The sequence below is a fragment of the Micromonospora sp. USAFONa4 genome (assembly GCF_057197825.1).
In genome coordinates this window covers 1,370,235-1,384,964 of sequence record NZ_CM170072.1, presented here as the reverse complement: position 1 = coordinate 1,384,964, position 14,730 = coordinate 1,370,235, and the positions used below count along the sequence as shown (strand labels likewise).

The window sequence follows — 14,730 nt, the reverse complement described above, 5'->3', positions numbered from 1 at the left end:
CGTTACCGAAGGGTATTGCCTGCGCCCGGGGATCGGCTAGTTCTGTGGATCACGGCTGGGCCACGTCTCGGAGGATGGACGCCCGGCTCAGGCGTACCGGGCCGCCGCCAGCGACCAGTCGTAGGTGGCCCGGATCCAGTTGCGCCGCGCGGTGAGGGCCGGCCGCAGGCCGTCGTCGCCGGTGGCGAGCAGCGCCGCCTCCGTCGCCAGGTACGCCGAGAGCCCCTCGTTGAACCGGTCGGCCGCCGCCCGCAGGGCCGACGACTGGTCGCCGCCCGCCCGCCCCGCGGCGATCACCGCGACCAGGTTGTGTACGTCCGGCTGCGCGAGGTGCTCCTTGCCGTACGAGAAGACGTCGTTGCACCAGCAGACCAGGTCGGCGGCGAGCAGGTCGAGCGCGACCAGCGAAGGCTCAGCGCGCTGGCTCGCGCCCGGCAGCGCCCCGGTGGCCAGCTCCGTGAGGGTGAAGCTGGGGTGGACCCCTCCGGTGTGCCGGCGCATCTGCACGTACTCGGCCAGCCCCGGCGCCCGCCCGTGCTCGCGGTTCGCCGCCTCCCAGAGCAGCGCCAGCAGGTATTCCCGCACCTCGCCGACGAAGCGCAGCAGCGCCACGGGCCCGCCGGCGGTGTGGGCCCGCCGGCACAGCTCGCCCAGCGCCTCGCCGAGCGGCCCGGCCACGGTCGCGTCGACCCGTCCCCCGTGGCCGTCCAGCACGTCCAGCAGGGCGGCGACGGTCGGCGCCAGCCGGGTGGGGGAGTCGCCGAGGCCGTCCTCGTCGCAGGCGTCGTCCATCACGAACAGCCAGGAGATCAGGTCGGTGAGCAGCCGCAGCCCCTCCACCGGGCCCTCCGGGCAGGCCCGCCCGGCCAGCCCGGCGGCGTCGGCCCGACGCAGCCGGTGCAGCCGGGGCCCGTCGCCGATCAGCCCGTGGCCGAGCGCCCACTCGATGCTCTCCCGCGCCACCCGTGCGGTGGCGTCGTGCTGGCGCGCGGGAAAGGGGGGTTCCCGTAGCGCCGAGATCGCGAAGGTCCGCACGGTGCCCCCCCTGTCGCGCCGCCCCGCAGCGGGACGGCGCGGGACAGCGTACGGGAGCAGAAATCGGTGACTGTCGCTGACCCAGGCGCCCCTTCGGATCGCGCTGCGGCTGTCCGCCTGCGGGGCGTCACATGCCCAGGTCGGCGCCCCGGAGTCGCTCGGCCGGTGCCGCCGGCCCGTCGATCTGCACCCGGGAGATCCGCTGCCGGCCGCTGAGGAACAGGACCAGCTCGCCCGGCGCCCCCACCACCCGCACGGGTTCGCCGCCCCGGCCGACGGAAAGCTCCCCGTAGCCGGGCGCCTGGACGAAGACGTCCGCCGGGAACCGGCGCAGCGCCAGCCGGGCCAGCCCGGTGCACCGCTTCCAGAGCGCCGCGTTCAGCCCCGCCCCCAGGTCGCGGGGGAGCCAGCCCGGGCGGGCGCGGCGCACGTCCTCGTGGTGGATGAAGAACTCCAGCGTGTTGGCCAGCTCGTCGGTGAGCGGGTTGCTGACCGGGCTCCACACCGGCGGCCGGCGCACCTCGTCGAGGAGGCGTGGCCAGGGGCGCGCGGCGACGCGCAGGCGCACCCGTTCGGCGTAGCCGCGCAGCGGCGGGAGCAGGATGCCGCCGGCGGCGTCGGGCCGGCGTTCGCGCAGCACCAGGTGGGCGGCGAGGTCGCGGGTGGTCCACCCCTCGTTGACCGTCGGCGCGTCCGGTCCCAGCGTCTGCATCAGGTCGACGAGCGCCTCGCGCTCCGTTCGGGCGTACCGCGGCATGCCCCGATCGTAGGCGCGCCCGGCCCACTCGGCGCGGCGAGCGGTCCGGGCGGCCGTGCCGGTGGACATAGCGGGCCGGGCGGCCGTGACGGTGGACATAGCGGTCCGGGGCGGCGGAGCTGGCTCGGACCGGTAAGGATGAGGAGGATAGGTGCGGCTTACGGCAGGGGAGAGCGTGGCGAGCAGGACAAGTCGGGACGTGCTGGTGCGGGGGCTGGCCGTCCTCGGGCGGGCTATCCGGGAGCAGCCGCGCATCTTCGCGGTCGCGGTGAGCGGCAGCGTGCTCTTCGGCGCCATGACGGTGGCCAGCGCCTACGTGGTGGGTGCCGTGGTCGGCGACGTGGTGGTGCCGGCGATCGAGCGTGGCGAGGTCGGAGTCGGCGGGCTGGCCCTGGCGGCCGTCGCGCTGTTCGGCATCAGCGTGCTGCGGGTGGCCGGCATCTTCGGCCGCCGGCTCGGCGCGGGTTACATGCAGTACCGCCTCCAGGCCGCCTACCGGCGCCGGGTCACCCGCCGCTACCTGGAACTGCCGTTGTCCTGGCACCACCGCAACGCCACCGGCACGCTGCTGTCCAACGCCAACTCCGACGTCGAGGCCGCCTGGCACCCGATCGCCCCGTTGCCGTTCGCGGTCGGCACCCTGGTGATGCTGGTCGGCGCGGTGGCCTCGCTCTTCCTCACCGACTGGGCGCTGGCCCTGGTCGGCCTCGCGGTCTTCCCGGCGCTCTTCGCGCTCAACGTCGCCTACTCCCGCCGGATGGCCCCCCGCCAGGCCCGGGCCCAGCGGCTGCGCGCCGAGGTCAGCGGAATCGCGCACGAGAGCTTCGACGGCGCCCTGGTCGTCAAGACGATGGGCCGGGAGGCGCAGGAGACCGACCGGTTCGCCGCCCGCGCGGGCGAGCTGCGCGACTCGCTGGTGGCGGTGGGGCGGCTGCGCGGCGTGTTCGACCCGCTGCTGGACACGCTGCCCAGCCTCGGCACCCTCACCGTGCTGGTGGTCGGCACGCTCCGACTGCGGCAGGGTGAGATCACCGTCGCCGAGCTGGTCAGCGTCGCCTTCCTCTTCACCGTGCTGGCGTTCCCCGTGCGGGCCATCGGCTGGGTGCTGGCCGAGCTGCCGCGCAGCGTCGCCGGCTGGGACCGGGTCCGCCGGGTGCTCGACGCCACCGGCGAGATGGCGTACGGCGACACGACGCTCGACGTGACGGACCCCCGCCCGGCCACCCTCGCGTTCGCGGGCGTGCGGTTCGGCTACGAGCCCGCCGAGGCGCACCTGCCCGGCACGGAGGTGCTCGGAGAGGTCTCCTTCACCGTGCCCGCCGGAAAGACCGTCGCCCTGGTCGGGCCGACCGGCTCCGGCAAGTCGACGATCGCCGCGCTGGCCGTGCGGCTGGTCGACCCCCGGGTCGGCACCGTCTGCCTGGACGGGGTGGACGTCCGCCGGCTCACCGCCGCCTCGCTGGCCGACACTGCCGCGCTGGTCGCCCAGGTGCCGTTCGTCTTCGACGACACGGTGCGCGGCAACGTCACCCTGGACCGGCCGGGCATCGGCGACGAGGAGGTCTGGGCCGCGCTGCGGCTGGCCGAGGCGGACGGCTTCGTCGCCGCCCTGCCCGACGGCCTCGACACGAGGGTCGGCGAGCGGGGCACCTCGCTCTCCGGCGGCCAGCGGCAGCGGCTCACCCTGGCCCGCGCGCTCGCCGGCCGGCCCCGCCTGCTGGTCCTCGACGACGCGACCAGCGCCGTCGACCCCCGGGTGGAGGCGGCCATCCTGGCTGGGCTGCGCTCCTCGGCGGGGGCGGCCGGGGTGCCGGCCGCGTCGATCCTGGTGGTCGCCTACCGGCGGGCCACCATCGCGCTGGCCGACGAGGTGGTCTACCTGGAGCAGGGCCGGGTGGTCGCCCGCGGCCCGCACGTCGAGCTGCTGGCCACGGTGCCCGGCTACGCCGACCTGGTCACCGCCTACGAGCAGGCCGAGATGGACCAGGCCAAGGACGAGACGTACGACGAGGTCGCCCCGCTGACGTCGGGCCTGGAAATCGAGGTGGACCGGTGAGCGCGAGGAGTGCAGCGCAGCGGAGCCCCGCAGTCGCGAACGAAAGGCCAACCCGGTGAGCGCTACTACCACCACGGACACGGCACGGAAAGCCGGGGCCGAGGCCGCCGACGTTCCGGAGACGCCCGAGACGACATGGCAGACGCTGCGCCGCGGCCTGGCGCTCTCCCCGGAGCTGCGGGTCGGCCTCGCCGGCACGCTCGGCCTGGCCCTGGTCTACATGGTCGGCCGGGCGGCCGTCCCGGTGGCGGTGCAGCAGGGCATCGACAACGGCATCGTCGGTGGCCTGGACCTGACCGTGGTCTGGACGGTGGTCGCCGCCACCGCCGGGGTGCTGGTGGTAACCACGCTCTGCGGCTACCTGATGACGCGTCGGCTCTTCACGGTCAGCGAGACCGCGCTGGCCAACGTGCGGATCCGGGCGTTCCGGCACGTGCACGACCTGTCCATGCTGCACCAGCAGTCCGAGCGCCGCGGCTCGCTGGTCTCCCGGGTGACCAGCGACGTCGACCAGATCACCCAGTTCCTCCAGTGGGGCGGCGTGATCCTGGTGGTCAACCTCGGCCAGCTGGTGATCACCACGCTTGTGATGTTCGCGTACTCCTGGCAGCTGACCCTGGTGGTCTTCGCCGCCTTCCTGCCCGCCGTGTTCGTGATCCGGCTGCTCCAGCGCCGCCTCGCCGGGGCGTACGGGGTGGTCCGGCAGCGCACCGGGACGCTGCTCGGTGCGATCGGGGAGAGCGTGGTCGGCGCGCCGGTGATCCGGGCCTACGGGATCGCCGGGCGGACCGCCCGACGGCTGGACGAGGCGATCGACTCCCAGCGGCGGGCCCAGCAGCGGACGATCAGGATCAGCGTCCTGGGCAGTTCGGTCGGTGAGCTGGCCGCCGGGCTGGCGCTGGCCGGTGTGGTGGTGCTCGGGGTGACCCTCGGCGCCGACCGCACCCTGAGCATCGGCGAGGTGACCGCCTTCCTCTTCCTGGTCACGCTCTTCATCCAGCCGGTGCAGGTCGCCACCGAGGTGCTCAACGAGGCGCAGAACGCCGTCGCCGGCTGGCGCCGGGTGCTGGACGTGCTGGACGTCGCGCCCGACGTCGCCGACCCGGGCGAGCAGGGGCGCGAGCTGCCGTCGGGGCCGCTGGACATCCGCTTCGCGGGGGTGCGCTTCGCGTACCCCGGGGGTCCGCCCGTGCTGCACGACGTCAGCCTGGAGATCCCGGCGAAGAGCCGGGTGGCGGTGGTGGGCGAGACCGGCAGCGGCAAGACCACCTTCGCCAAGCTGCTCACCCGCCTGATGGACCCGACCGCCGGCCAGGTGCTGCTCTCGGGCGTGCCGCTGGAGCGGGTCCGGTTCGGCTCGCTGCGTTCGCGGGTGGTGATGGTGCCGCAGGACGGCTTCCTCTTCGACGCCACGGTGGCGGAGAACGTCCGCTTCGCCCGCCCGGAGCTGACCGACGCGCAGCTCTCGGCGGCCTTCACCGAGCTGGGGCTGGCGGACTGGCTGGACGGGCTCCCGTCGGGCCTGCACACGCCGGTGGGGGAGCGCGGCGAGGCGCTGAGCGTGGGGGAGCGGCAGCTGGTGGCGCTGGCCCGCGCGTACGTGGCCGACCCGGACCTGCTGGTGCTGGACGAGGCGACCAGCGCGGTCGACCCGGCCACGGAGGTGCGGCTGCAACGCACCCTGGACGCGGTGACCCGGGGGCGCACCACCCTCGCGATCGCGCACCGGCTCTCCACGGCGCAGGCCGCCGACGAGGTGATCGTGGTGGACAAGGGCCGGATCGTGCAGCGCGGTCCGCACGACGATCTGGTCCGCGACCCGGAGTCGGTCTACGGCCTGCTCTACGCCTCCTGGCTGGAGCAGACCCGCTGAGCAGACCCGCCGGGCCGGCCCGCTGAGCAGATTCGGCGCGGGCGTCGGGCCGGTGCGGCGCGCGGCCCGGCGTTGTGCCGGGCCGCGCGGTGCTCAGCGGGAGTAGAACTCCACCACCAGCTGCTCGTCGCAGATCACCGGCACCTCGTGCCGGGCGGGCTCGCGCACCAACGTGGCCCGCAGCTCGGCCAGCTCCACCGACAGGTACGGCTGGCCGGGTCCCTCGGTGGCGTTGGCGCCCGCGGCGGCGAGCTGGAACGGCACGGTCGTGCGGCTGCGTTCGCGGACGGCCACCACCTGTCCCGGACGCAGCCGGTACGACGGCCGGTCGACCTTGCGCCCGTCGACGGTGAAGTGGCCGTGCGCGACGAGCTGCCGGGCCTGGTAGATGCTGCGGGTCAGGCCGGCCCGGTGCACCACGGCGTCGAGCCGTCGCTCCAGGAGCGCGACCAGGCTCTCGCCGGTCTTGCCCGCGCTCCGGGCGGCCTCGTCGAAGGCGCGCCGTAGCTGGGTCTCGCTGACGTTGTACTGGTGGCGCAGGCGCTGCTTCTCCAGTAGCCGCACCTGGTAGTCCGAGGTCTTGCGGCGCTGCCGGCCGTGCACTCCGGGTGGGAAGGGACGCCGCTCGAAGTACCGCACGCACTTGCGGGTGAGGGGGATGCCGAGGGCGCGGGAGAGGCGGGCCTTGGGCCTGGGTTGGTTCACGCTGGACGTCTCCGATCCGGTGCTCTAGTCTCCGAGTTAGGTAAGGCTAACCTACGAAGGAGTCGTTCATGCGGCCCAGCCCGGCGGAGATCGTCCGTACCCTCGTCGCGGGCCGGCTGCCCGGCATCGCCCACGTCGCGCACCGGCCCGGCCCGCACCAGGTCCGGCACGTGACCGACCCGGACGGTCGGGTGCTGCTGCTGGTGCCGGTCGTCAGCGACCTCGCCGCCGCGCTGCGCCCCGCCGACGGTGACTCCGACGTCGCGCTGGTGCTGGACGTGCTGGACCTGCCGCCCGCCGCCGGCGCGCCCAGCCTCGGCCGGGCCTGGGTCTCCGGCTGGGCGGCCGGGCTGGACGGCGACGAGGAGCGCCGCGCCGCGCTGGACTTCGCGGCCGTGGAGCCGGCCGGTGACCTGCTCGACGTCGGCACCCGGTTCCGGCTGCACCGCTTCGAGGTGGTCGAGGCCCGCTGGGAACGCGGCGACACCGTCCGCCGCATCGACCCCGAGGCATACGCCGAGGCGGAGCCCGACCCGCTGCACGCCGTCGAGGCCGAGCTCCTGGCCGACCTCGCCGACCACCACGCCGCCGAGGTGGCCGGGTACCTGCGCCGCCAGCTCGGCCTCGCCGACGGCGGCACCGACACCGCGCCCCGGGTGGTCCGGATCGACCGGTACGGCCTGCTGGTCGCCCACGGCCGACCCGGTGCCCGCCGGCGCGTCCGGCTGGCGTTCCCGCGTCCGCTGGACTGCCAGGCGGAGCTGACCCGGCTCCTGCATCCGCTGGTCTGCCGGCACGCCCCGTCCCGGCACGCCGACCACGCCTGACCGGGTGCCGCCGCCCCGGCCGTCAGGTCAGCCGGCGAAGACCTCGGCGAGGTCGCCCGTCAGGTAGCGCTGCACGGTGGGGCCGACCGCCGCGACGAGGGTCTCCGGGGCGGCCGAGGCGACCGGTTCCAGCCGGACCACGTGCCGCATCATGGCCAGCCCGATCAGCTGGCTGGCCACCAGCGAGCCGCGCAGCGGCAGCTCGGCTGGGTCGACGTCGAGCTGGTCGAGGATCCTGCGCAGCACCTGGGTGACCAGGAACTCCCGCAGCAGCCGGGCGGTCCACTCGTTGCTCACCGCCGAGCGCAGCAGGGCCACGCCGGCGGTGCCGGCCGGGGAGTCCCAGACGCCGAGGAAGGTGCGCACCAGCCGCTCCCCGAGACCCGCGCGGTCGCCCGCGAGCACCCTCGGCAGCAGCTCGGCCGGGTCGACCGGCGCGTGCATCGCGGCCAGGAAGAGGCGGTCCTTGCTGCCGAAGTAGTGGTGCACCAGCGCCGGGTCCACCTGCGCGGCGGCGGCGACGGCCCGGATCGAGGCACCGTCGAAGCCCCGCTCGGCGAAGGCGGCGCGGGCCGCGTCGAGGATGGCCTGCCGGGTGTCCGGGTTGCCGGGTCGTCGTCCGGTCCGCCGCGCCATCGTCGCCCTTCGCTCCACCGTCGTCCCGCCGCCGGCCGCGTCGCGCCCCGCCAACCGGGCGGCGGCTCAGCCGCTGCGCCGCCGGAGGGTGGCCGCGGCGAGCACCAGCGCCAGCGCCGCCGCGCCGGCGACCACCGCCACGTCCCGCCACATCGTGCCGGTCGGCTCCGCGTGGGCGCCGACCTCCTGGAGCGCCTCGACGGCGTACGACAGGGGCAGCACGTCGCTGACCGCCTGCAACCAGCCCGCCATCTCGCCCCGGGGCACGAAGAGCCCGCAGAGCAGCAACTGGGGCACGACCACGACCGGCATGAACTGTACGGCCTGGAACTCGGTGCGGGCGAAGGCGCTGCAGAACAGCCCGAGCGCGACGGCGAGCACGGCGTTCAGCGCGGCGACCAGCACCACCAGCCCGCTGTGCCCGGCGGTGTCCAGCCCGAAGACGCCGTACGCGACCACGGACGCGACGACCGCCTGGACCACCGCGGCCAGCCCGAACGCGATGCCGTAGCCGAAGAGCAGGTCGAGCTTGCCCAGCGGGGTGGTGAGCAGCCGCTCCAGCGTGCCCGTGGTGCGCTCGCGCAGCATCGCGATGCTGGTCACCAGGAACATGATCACGAAGGGGAAGAAGCCGAGCATCACCAGGGCGACCCGGTCGAAGGTCGACGGCTGCCCCGGCGGGGCGGGCTGGTCGACGTACATGGCGTGGACCAGGGCGAGCAGCACCGACGGGACCACCAGCAGCAGCGCCACGGTGCGCCGGTCGTGCCGCAGCTGGCGCAGGATGCGGCCGGTGGTGGCGGCCAGGATCCGGGGGTTCACGACGCCTCCCGTCCGGCGGTGCCCGCCCTGATCAACCGCAGGAACGCCTCGTCCAGGTCGTCGGTGCCGGCGGCGGCGCGGACCGCGTCGGGGGTGTCGTCGGCGATCAGCCGCCCCTCGCGGATCAGCAGCAGCCGGTCGCAGCGGGCCGCCTCGTCCATGACGTGGCTGGAGACCAGCAGGGTGGTGCCGGCGGCGGCCATGGCGTGGAACCGGGCCCACAGGTCGGCCCGCAGCACCGGGTCCTGGCCGACGGTCGGTTCGTCGAGGACGAGCAGTTCCGGCTCCCCGACCAGGGCGCAGGCCAGCGACGCCCGGCTGCGCTGCCCGCCGGAGAGGGTGCCGACCAGTTGGCCGGCGGCCGACCCGAGCCCGACGTCGGCGACCGCCCGGTCGGCTTCGGCCCGCCCCCGGCCGTGCAGGGCGGCGAAGTAGCGCGCGTTCTCGCGCACCGTCAGGTCGGCGTAGACGCTGGGCGCCTGGGTGAGGTAGCCGACCCGGCGGCGCAGTTCCGGCGACCCGGCGGGGCGCCCCAGCACGGTCACCGAGCCGGCGCCGAGCACCTGCACGCCGACCACCGCCCGCAGCAGCGTGGTCTTGCCGCTGCCGCTCGGGCCGAGCAGCCCGGTGACCGAACCACGCGGCACGTCCGCGCTGATGCCGTGCAGCACCCGCCGCCCACCCCGCTCGACGACCAGGTCGCGTACGGCGATCGCCTCGTCCACCGGCGCCTCCCGGGGAAACTCATCATCCGTTGAACTCGACGCTAACGGAGACGCCCGCCGAGCCGCAACGGTCGACACCGGTCCACCCGCACGGACCCCGGAGCGGCGGGCGGATCGGTCGGGCATTAGCCTTCGGACCCGGACAGCGGGTCCGCCAACGGGCATCAGGCGCGGCATCGGGCATTGCGCCCTGATCGGACGTACGGCACGATGGCGCCGTGGGTCACGCTGCGTCACCGGACGAGAGGTTCCTCGGCGAATGGGCGGCCCGGTTGCGGGCCGGAGCCGAGCAGCCCGTGGTGGGCATCATGCTGCGCGGCAGCCACGCCCGGCGGGCCGCCACCGCACACAGCGACGTCGACGTCGACGTGCTGCTCGACGGCGCCCCGTACGCCGCCCGCCGGGCGTTCCTGGCCGAGCACGGGGGCCGGCTGACCCACGTGTCGGTGGCCGCCCGCGACGTGAACTCCTGGCTGACCCGCCTCGGCGAGCCCGCCGACTGGGCGTTCGGGCTGCCCGTGACGGCGCCGGCCCGACTGCTGTGGGCGGACCCGCACTGGCGGCCCCGGATCGACCTGCCGGTGCTCTGCCATCCGGCCGGCGAGCCGCAGCTGGAGGAGCTGATCGCGACGCTCGGTAAGGTGGCCGGCGCGCGGGACGCCGACGACCACCTCGGCGTGCGGCTGGCCGCCGCCGATCTGGCCCGGCTCTGCCCGTCCGTGCTGCGGCTGGCCAACCCCACGGTCCGGGTGACGTCCCGGCGGGCGGCGTTCTCCGCCGCCCTCGACCTGCCGGTGGCGCCCCCGCACTACCGGGAGGACCTGCTGCTCTGCCTCGGCCTGCGGCCCGGCTCCGTCGGCCAGCTCTGCGCCGCCGCGGCCCGCCTCGTCACCGGCGTCCTGCCGCTGGTCCGCCCGTACGCGGCCGAGGTCGCGCGGGCCGCCGGCGCGGACCTGGCCGACGCCCTGACGGACGGCCGGCTGGACCGCTACGTCGACCAGCTCACCCGGCCCGCCCACCGGCCGCCGCGGCCCCGGCGGGAGCCGTCACCCGTGCCCGCCCCGCGTGCGGGACAATGGGTAACTGTGCCCGTACCTGACGCGCCCGTGACCGGCGCCCACCCCAGTCCGCAGGAGCCCGCGGCCGACGGCGCGGTCCGTCCGTCCCGGCTCGACCCGGCCATCGCCGCCCGGCTGCGCCGCACCCCCGACGGGCTGGTGGCCGCCGTGGTCCGCCAGCACGACTCGGGTGAGGTGCTGATGGTCGCCTGGATGGACGACGAGGCGCTGCACCGCACCCTGACCACCGGCCGGGCCACCTACTGGTCGCGTAGCCGCCGGGAGTACTGGGTCAAGGGCGCCACCTCCGGGCACCACCAGTACGTCCGCGCGGTGGCCCTGGACTGCGACGGCGACGCGCTGCTGGTCGACGTCGACCAGGTCGGCGCGGCCTGCCACACGGGGCACCGCACCTGCTTCTTCACCGAGCTGCCGGTCGGCGGGGACGGGGCGGGTGCCCGGTGAGCGCGCAACACGTCACGCCCGGCGGCTCCCGCACCGACGGCGCGGTCAGTCCCGACCCGGCCACCTTCGCCGAGCTGGCCGCCCGCTGGCGGGTCGTGCCGGTCACCCGCCGGCTGCTCGCCGACGCGGAGACCCCCGTCGGCGTCTACCGCAAGCTCGCCGGCGGCCCGGGGACGTTCCTGCTGGAGTCGGCCGAGCAGGGCGTCGGCTCGGCCGGCCTGGCCTGGTCGCGCTACTCGTTCATCGGCGTACGCAGCAGCGCCACGCTGACCGAGCGGGACGGCGCCGCGGTGTGGACGGGCCACCCACCGGCCGGCCTGCCCACCTCCGGCGACCCGGTCCGGGTGCTGCGCGAGACCGTCGAGGCGCTCGCCGGCCCGGCGTTCGACGCGGCCAGCGGCATGCCCCCGCTGACCGGCGGCATGGTCGGCTACCTGGGCTACGAGCTGATCCGGCGCTTCGAGCGGCTGCCCGAGCTGACCGAGGACGACCTGGGCGTGCCCGAGCTGGGCATGATGCTCGCCACCGACCTGGTGGTGCTCGACCACTACGACGGCTCGGCGATCCTCGTCGCCAACGCCATCCTGCCGCCGTTGGAGGAGCCGGACTCCGACGCCCAGGTCACGGCGGCCTACCACCACGCGGTCGGGCGGCTCGACGCGATGACCACCGCGCTGTCCCGGCCGATCCCGCCGATGGTCTCGACCGTCGGGCGGCCCCCGGCCGGCGAGGTGCGCAGCCGTACGCCCGAGGGCGGTTACCCGAAGGCCGTCGAGGCGGCCAAGGAGGCGATCCGGGCCGGCGAGTGCTTCCAGATCGTGCTGGCCCAGCGGTTCGAGCGGGACACGCACGCCGACCCGCTGGACGTCTACCGCGTGCTGCGCACGACGAACCCCAGCCCGTACATGTACCTGCTGCGCTTCGACGGCTTCGACATCGTCGGCTCCTCGCCGGAGGCGCACCTGAAGGTGACCGGCGACGCCGAGGGGCGGCAGCGGGCGCTGCTGCACCCGATCGCCGGCACCCGGCCGCGCGGCGGCACCCCCGAGGCCGACGCCCGCCTCGCCGCGGAGCTGCTCGCCGACCCGAAGGAGCGCGCCGAGCACGTGATGCTTGTCGACCTGGGGCGCAACGACCTGGGCCGGGTCTGCCGCCCCGGCACCGTCGAGGTGCCGGAGTTCGCCACCATCGAGCGCTACAGCCACGTCATGCACATCGTCTCGACCGTGGTCGGCACGCTGCGCGAGGACCGCACGGCCTTCGACGCGCTGGCCGCGACCTTCCCCGCCGGCACCCTCTCCGGCGCGCCCAAGGTGCGGGCCATGGAGATCATCGAGGAGCTGGAACCGGTCCGCCGCGGCATCTACGGCGGCACCGTGGGCTACTTCGGCTTCGGCGGCGACCTGGACATGGCGATCGCGATCCGCACCGCGCTGATGCGCGAAGGCCGGGCGTACGTGCAGGCCGGGGCGGGGGTGGTGGCCGACTCCGACCCGGCCGCCGAGGACCAGGAGACCCGGAACAAGGCCGCCGCCGTGCTCGCCGCCATCGCCGCCGCCGAGACCCTGCGGCCCGCCCGATGACGGCCGCCGAGCCGGGGACGACTCCGGCCGCCGACGCGGGCGGGGGCGGGCGGTCCGGCACGCAGCGGCGCGAGCTGACGTACGCCGTGCTGCTCTGCGTGGCCGGCGCGGGCCTGGCGCTGTGGGCGTCGACCCGCACCTGGGCGGTCGAGCTGACCGCCCGGCCCACCCCGCTGCCGCCGGTACGCGACGCCCGCACGGGCGCCGGCCTGCTGCCCTGGCTGCCGGCGCTGGCCCTGGTCGGGCTGGCCGGCGGCGGGGCCGTGCTCGCCACCCGGGGACGGGTGCGGCGGCTGCTGGGTGGGCTGCTGTGTGTGCTCGGCGCGGCCGTGGCGGCCGGCGGCGGCTACGGCCTGGTCGCGGCGCTCGACGGCGAGGTCGCCCGGCAGTGGCCGGCGCTCTGCCTGCTCGGCGGGGTGCTCGCCACGGCGGGCGGGCTGCTGACGGCGCTGCGGGGGCGGCGCTGGCCGGCGATGGGTGCCCGCTACGAGCGGCGGCCCGCGGGTGACGCCGCGCCGGCCGCCCGGGGCGAGGGCGACCGGGTCACCGGCCGGCACACCACCGAGGCGTGGGACGCGCTGGACCGGGGCGAGGATCCGACGGTCAGCTGACCGGCTGGTGCTCGCGGGCGGCGGCCCGGGCCGCCGCCAGCTCCGCCACCAGGCGGTCCAGCTCGGCCCGCTGCTCGGCCCGGGCCCGGTCGGCGCAGACCGCCTCCCAGGCGTTGCCCCGCGCGGTCCGCATGCGGGCCTCGCCCACCACGGCGCGCTCGAGGGTGTGGACCACGCCGACGGCGAGCGATGCGACCGTACGCGAGACGGTCGTCAGTCCGATGGGCTGGTGCGGCTCGACAGTGCTCATGATCACCCCGCGAGGATCGTTGGTGACGGTGGGGCAGGCGCGTCATCGAGTCTGCCCGAGGACGATGCTGGCTGGTTCACGTTTCGCCGTGGTGACCGACACGTCAACACTGCTCGCAGGGCCGCCACCAGGCAAAGGGCCGTTCGACCTTGAGGTAGGTCACACCATCGACCGGCGTCCGCGGCGGGTGCCGGACCGGGCGGCCGACCGTGGCCTCAGATAGGATCACGTCGATGACCCGGGGGGCGGAGGCGGGAATGTCGGGTGTCGTTCGTCGTGGGGTGCGGTCGCCCTGCGTGACATCCCGTTCACCGGAGGTCGGCCATTATGCCCCAGCCCATCTCGTGAGGCACGCCATACCCCCGGCGGCCGTCGCCAGGTGGCGCCCCCTAGCATCGGCCCATGACACCCGGAGAGGGGAGTCCGTTGGTGACTGCTGAGCATGCGCACGCGGAGGGGGACGACGCCGGTACGGCAGCGTCCGTAGGCGTGCTCGACGAGATCCTGGCCGGCGTGCGCGAGGACGTCGCCCGGCGCCAGGAGCAGGTTCCGCTGGAGCGGATCCGCGAACTGGCCGCCGCCGCGCCGCCGCCGCTGGACGCGTACGCGGCCCTGCGCAAGCCGGGCGTCGCGGTGATCGCCGAGGTGAAGCGCTCGTCGCCGTCCAAGGGGCGGCTGGCCGAGATCGCCGACCCGGCCGACCTGGCCGGCGACTACGCCGCCGGCGGGGCGCGGGCGATCAGCGTGCTCACCGAGGGGCGCTGGTTCGGCGGCTCGCTCGACGACCTGGCCGCCGTCCGCGCCGCCGTCCGCATCCCGGTGCTGCGCAAGGACTTCGTCGTCTCCAGCTACCAGGTGCACGAGGCCCGTGCGCACGGTGCCGACCTGGTACTGCTGATCGTCGCCGCGCTGGAGCAGAACGCCCTCGTCGGCCTGCTGGAGCGGATCGAGTCGCTGGGCATGACCGCGCTGGTCGAGGTCCACGACGAGGAGGAGGCCGACCGCGCCCTGGAGGCCGGCGCCCAGGTCATCGGGGTCAACGCCCGCAACCTGCGTACCCTTGAGGTCGACCGCTCGGTGTTCGAGCGGATCGCGCCCGGCCTGCCCAGCAGCGTCGTCAAGATCGCGGAGTCGGGGGTGCGCGGCCCGCACGACCTCATCCGGTACGCCTCGGCCGGCGCCGACGCGGTCCTGGTAGGCGAGGGTCTGGTCACCCAGAAGAGCCCCCGCGAGGCGGTGGCCGAGCTGGTCAACGCCGGCAACCACCCGGCCACGCCCCGCCCGGTGCGCTGACCCCGCGCCGGTTCGTCAGCACCGAGAGGACGGT

The 14,730-nt window shown here is 75.4% G+C and carries 14 protein-coding genes and 1 pseudogene; 8 read left to right on the top strand and 7 right to left on the bottom strand.

The genetic code is table 11. The annotated features are described in order from the left end of the window. Positions 1-87: 87 nt before the first annotated feature. Both AC0OO9_RS05500 and AC0OO9_RS05495 read right to left on the bottom strand, forming a co-directional pair. On the bottom strand, positions 88-1,035 hold the full coding sequence (locus AC0OO9_RS05500) for a terpene synthase family protein (RefSeq protein ID WP_484516059.1): 948 nt from the start codon (positions 1,033-1,035) through the stop codon (positions 88-90). 127 nt (positions 1,036-1,162) lie between these two features. After that, on the bottom strand, positions 1,163-1,792 hold the full coding sequence (locus AC0OO9_RS05495; protein ID WP_484516058.1) for a TIGR03085 family metal-binding protein: 630 nt from the start codon (positions 1,790-1,792) through the stop codon (positions 1,163-1,165). A gap of 175 nt (positions 1,793-1,967) precedes the next feature. Between AC0OO9_RS05495 and AC0OO9_RS05490 the strand changes: the two genes are divergently transcribed. Together AC0OO9_RS05490 and AC0OO9_RS05485 are read left to right on the top strand one after the other, a co-directional pair. Further along, on the top strand, positions 1,968-3,848 hold the full coding sequence (locus tag AC0OO9_RS05490; RefSeq protein ID WP_484517859.1) for an ABC transporter ATP-binding protein: 1,881 nt from the start codon (positions 1,968-1,970) through the stop codon (positions 3,846-3,848). Between the two features lie 145 nt (positions 3,849-3,993). Then, positions 3,994-5,721 carry an ABC transporter ATP-binding protein gene (locus tag AC0OO9_RS05485; protein ID WP_484517858.1) on the top strand — a complete coding sequence of 576 codons (1,728 nt, stop codon included), beginning with the start codon at positions 3,994-3,996 and terminating at the stop codon, positions 5,719-5,721. A gap of 93 nt (positions 5,722-5,814) precedes the next feature. Here AC0OO9_RS05485 and rpsD read toward each other — a convergent pair whose 3' ends face one another. After that, the gene (gene rpsD / locus AC0OO9_RS05480; protein WP_484516056.1) at positions 5,815-6,426 is read right to left on the bottom strand and encodes a 30S ribosomal protein S4; all 612 of its coding nucleotides are present in this window, start codon (positions 6,424-6,426) and stop codon (positions 5,815-5,817) included. A 68-nt stretch (positions 6,427-6,494) separates the two neighbouring features. Here rpsD and AC0OO9_RS05475 point away from each other — a divergent pair, with 68 nt between their 5' ends. Beyond that, the gene (locus tag AC0OO9_RS05475) at positions 6,495-7,253 is read left to right on the top strand and encodes a DUF2470 domain-containing protein (protein ID WP_484516054.1); all 759 of its coding nucleotides are present in this window, start codon (positions 6,495-6,497) and stop codon (positions 7,251-7,253) included. A gap of 27 nt (positions 7,254-7,280) precedes the next feature. On the opposite strand, the gene AC0OO9_RS05470 is transcribed toward AC0OO9_RS05475, so the two are convergent. The 3 genes from AC0OO9_RS05470 to AC0OO9_RS05460 form a co-directional block, all read right to left on the bottom strand. Then, positions 7,281-7,889 (bottom strand): TetR/AcrR family transcriptional regulator, encoded by a 609-nt coding sequence (locus AC0OO9_RS05470; RefSeq protein WP_421452038.1) that lies wholly within the window; start codon positions 7,887-7,889, stop codon positions 7,281-7,283. 66 nt (positions 7,890-7,955) lie between these two features. Then, a complete protein-coding gene (locus AC0OO9_RS05465) occupies positions 7,956-8,711 on the bottom strand; it encodes an ABC transporter permease (RefSeq protein ID WP_358116665.1) in 756 nt (251 codons plus the stop codon). Continuing rightward, entirely contained in the window at positions 8,708-9,436 is a 729-nt protein-coding gene (locus AC0OO9_RS05460) for an ABC transporter ATP-binding protein (protein ID WP_484516052.1), read from the bottom strand. Before AC0OO9_RS05460 ends, AC0OO9_RS05465 begins: the two co-directional genes overlap by 4 nt. A 308-nt stretch (positions 9,437-9,744) precedes the next feature. Here AC0OO9_RS05460 and AC0OO9_RS05455 point away from each other — a divergent pair. The 4 genes and pseudogenes from AC0OO9_RS05455 to AC0OO9_RS05440 form a co-directional block, all read left to right on the top strand. Next, positions 9,745-10,326: pseudogene (locus tag AC0OO9_RS05455) on the top strand (phosphoribosyl-AMP cyclohydrolase); the annotation flags it as partial. A gap of 195 nt (positions 10,327-10,521) precedes the next feature. After that, on the top strand, positions 10,522-10,959 hold the full coding sequence (gene hisI / locus AC0OO9_RS05450; RefSeq protein WP_311411668.1) for a phosphoribosyl-AMP cyclohydrolase: 438 nt from the start codon (positions 10,522-10,524) through the stop codon (positions 10,957-10,959). Then, positions 10,956-12,542, top strand: coding sequence for an anthranilate synthase component I (locus AC0OO9_RS05445; protein WP_484516050.1), 1,587 nt, complete (start codon positions 10,956-10,958; stop codon positions 12,540-12,542). The genes hisI and AC0OO9_RS05445 overlap by 4 nt, the downstream gene beginning before the upstream one ends. Then, the gene (locus tag AC0OO9_RS05440; protein ID WP_484516049.1) at positions 12,539-13,153 is read left to right on the top strand and encodes a Trp biosynthesis-associated membrane protein; all 615 of its coding nucleotides are present in this window, start codon (positions 12,539-12,541) and stop codon (positions 13,151-13,153) included. The genes AC0OO9_RS05445 and AC0OO9_RS05440 overlap by 4 nt, the downstream gene beginning before the upstream one ends. Here AC0OO9_RS05440 and AC0OO9_RS05435 read toward each other — a convergent pair. Continuing rightward, positions 13,146-13,403: a hypothetical protein gene (locus AC0OO9_RS05435; protein ID WP_151454286.1), complete on the bottom strand. Its 258-nt coding sequence runs from the start codon at positions 13,401-13,403 to the stop codon at positions 13,146-13,148. The two genes, AC0OO9_RS05440 and AC0OO9_RS05435, sit on opposite strands and share 8 nt — an antisense overlap. Positions 13,404-13,892: 489 nt before the next feature. Here AC0OO9_RS05435 and trpC point away from each other — a divergent pair, with 489 nt between their 5' ends. Further along, positions 13,893-14,696 (top strand): indole-3-glycerol phosphate synthase TrpC, encoded by an 804-nt coding sequence (gene trpC / locus AC0OO9_RS05430; RefSeq protein WP_192581374.1) that lies wholly within the window; start codon positions 13,893-13,895, stop codon positions 14,694-14,696. Positions 14,697-14,730: the final 34 nt, after the last annotated feature.

Coding starts and splice junctions, on each gene's coding strand:
- AC0OO9_RS05495 (WP_484516058.1), bottom strand. CDS start 1,792: ATGCCGCGGTACGCCCGAACGGAGCGCGAGGCGCTCGTCGACCTGATG.
- AC0OO9_RS05475 (WP_484516054.1), top strand. CDS start 6,495: ATGCGGCCCAGCCCGGCGGAGATCGTCCGTACCCTCGTCGCGGGCCGG.
- AC0OO9_RS05470 (WP_421452038.1), bottom strand. CDS start 7,889: ATGGCGCGGCGGACCGGACGACGACCCGGCAACCCGGACACCCGGCAG.
- AC0OO9_RS05440 (WP_484516049.1), top strand. CDS start 12,539: ATGACGGCCGCCGAGCCGGGGACGACTCCGGCCGCCGACGCGGGCGGG.
- AC0OO9_RS05435 (WP_151454286.1), bottom strand. CDS start 13,403: ATGAGCACTGTCGAGCCGCACCAGCCCATCGGACTGACGACCGTCTCG.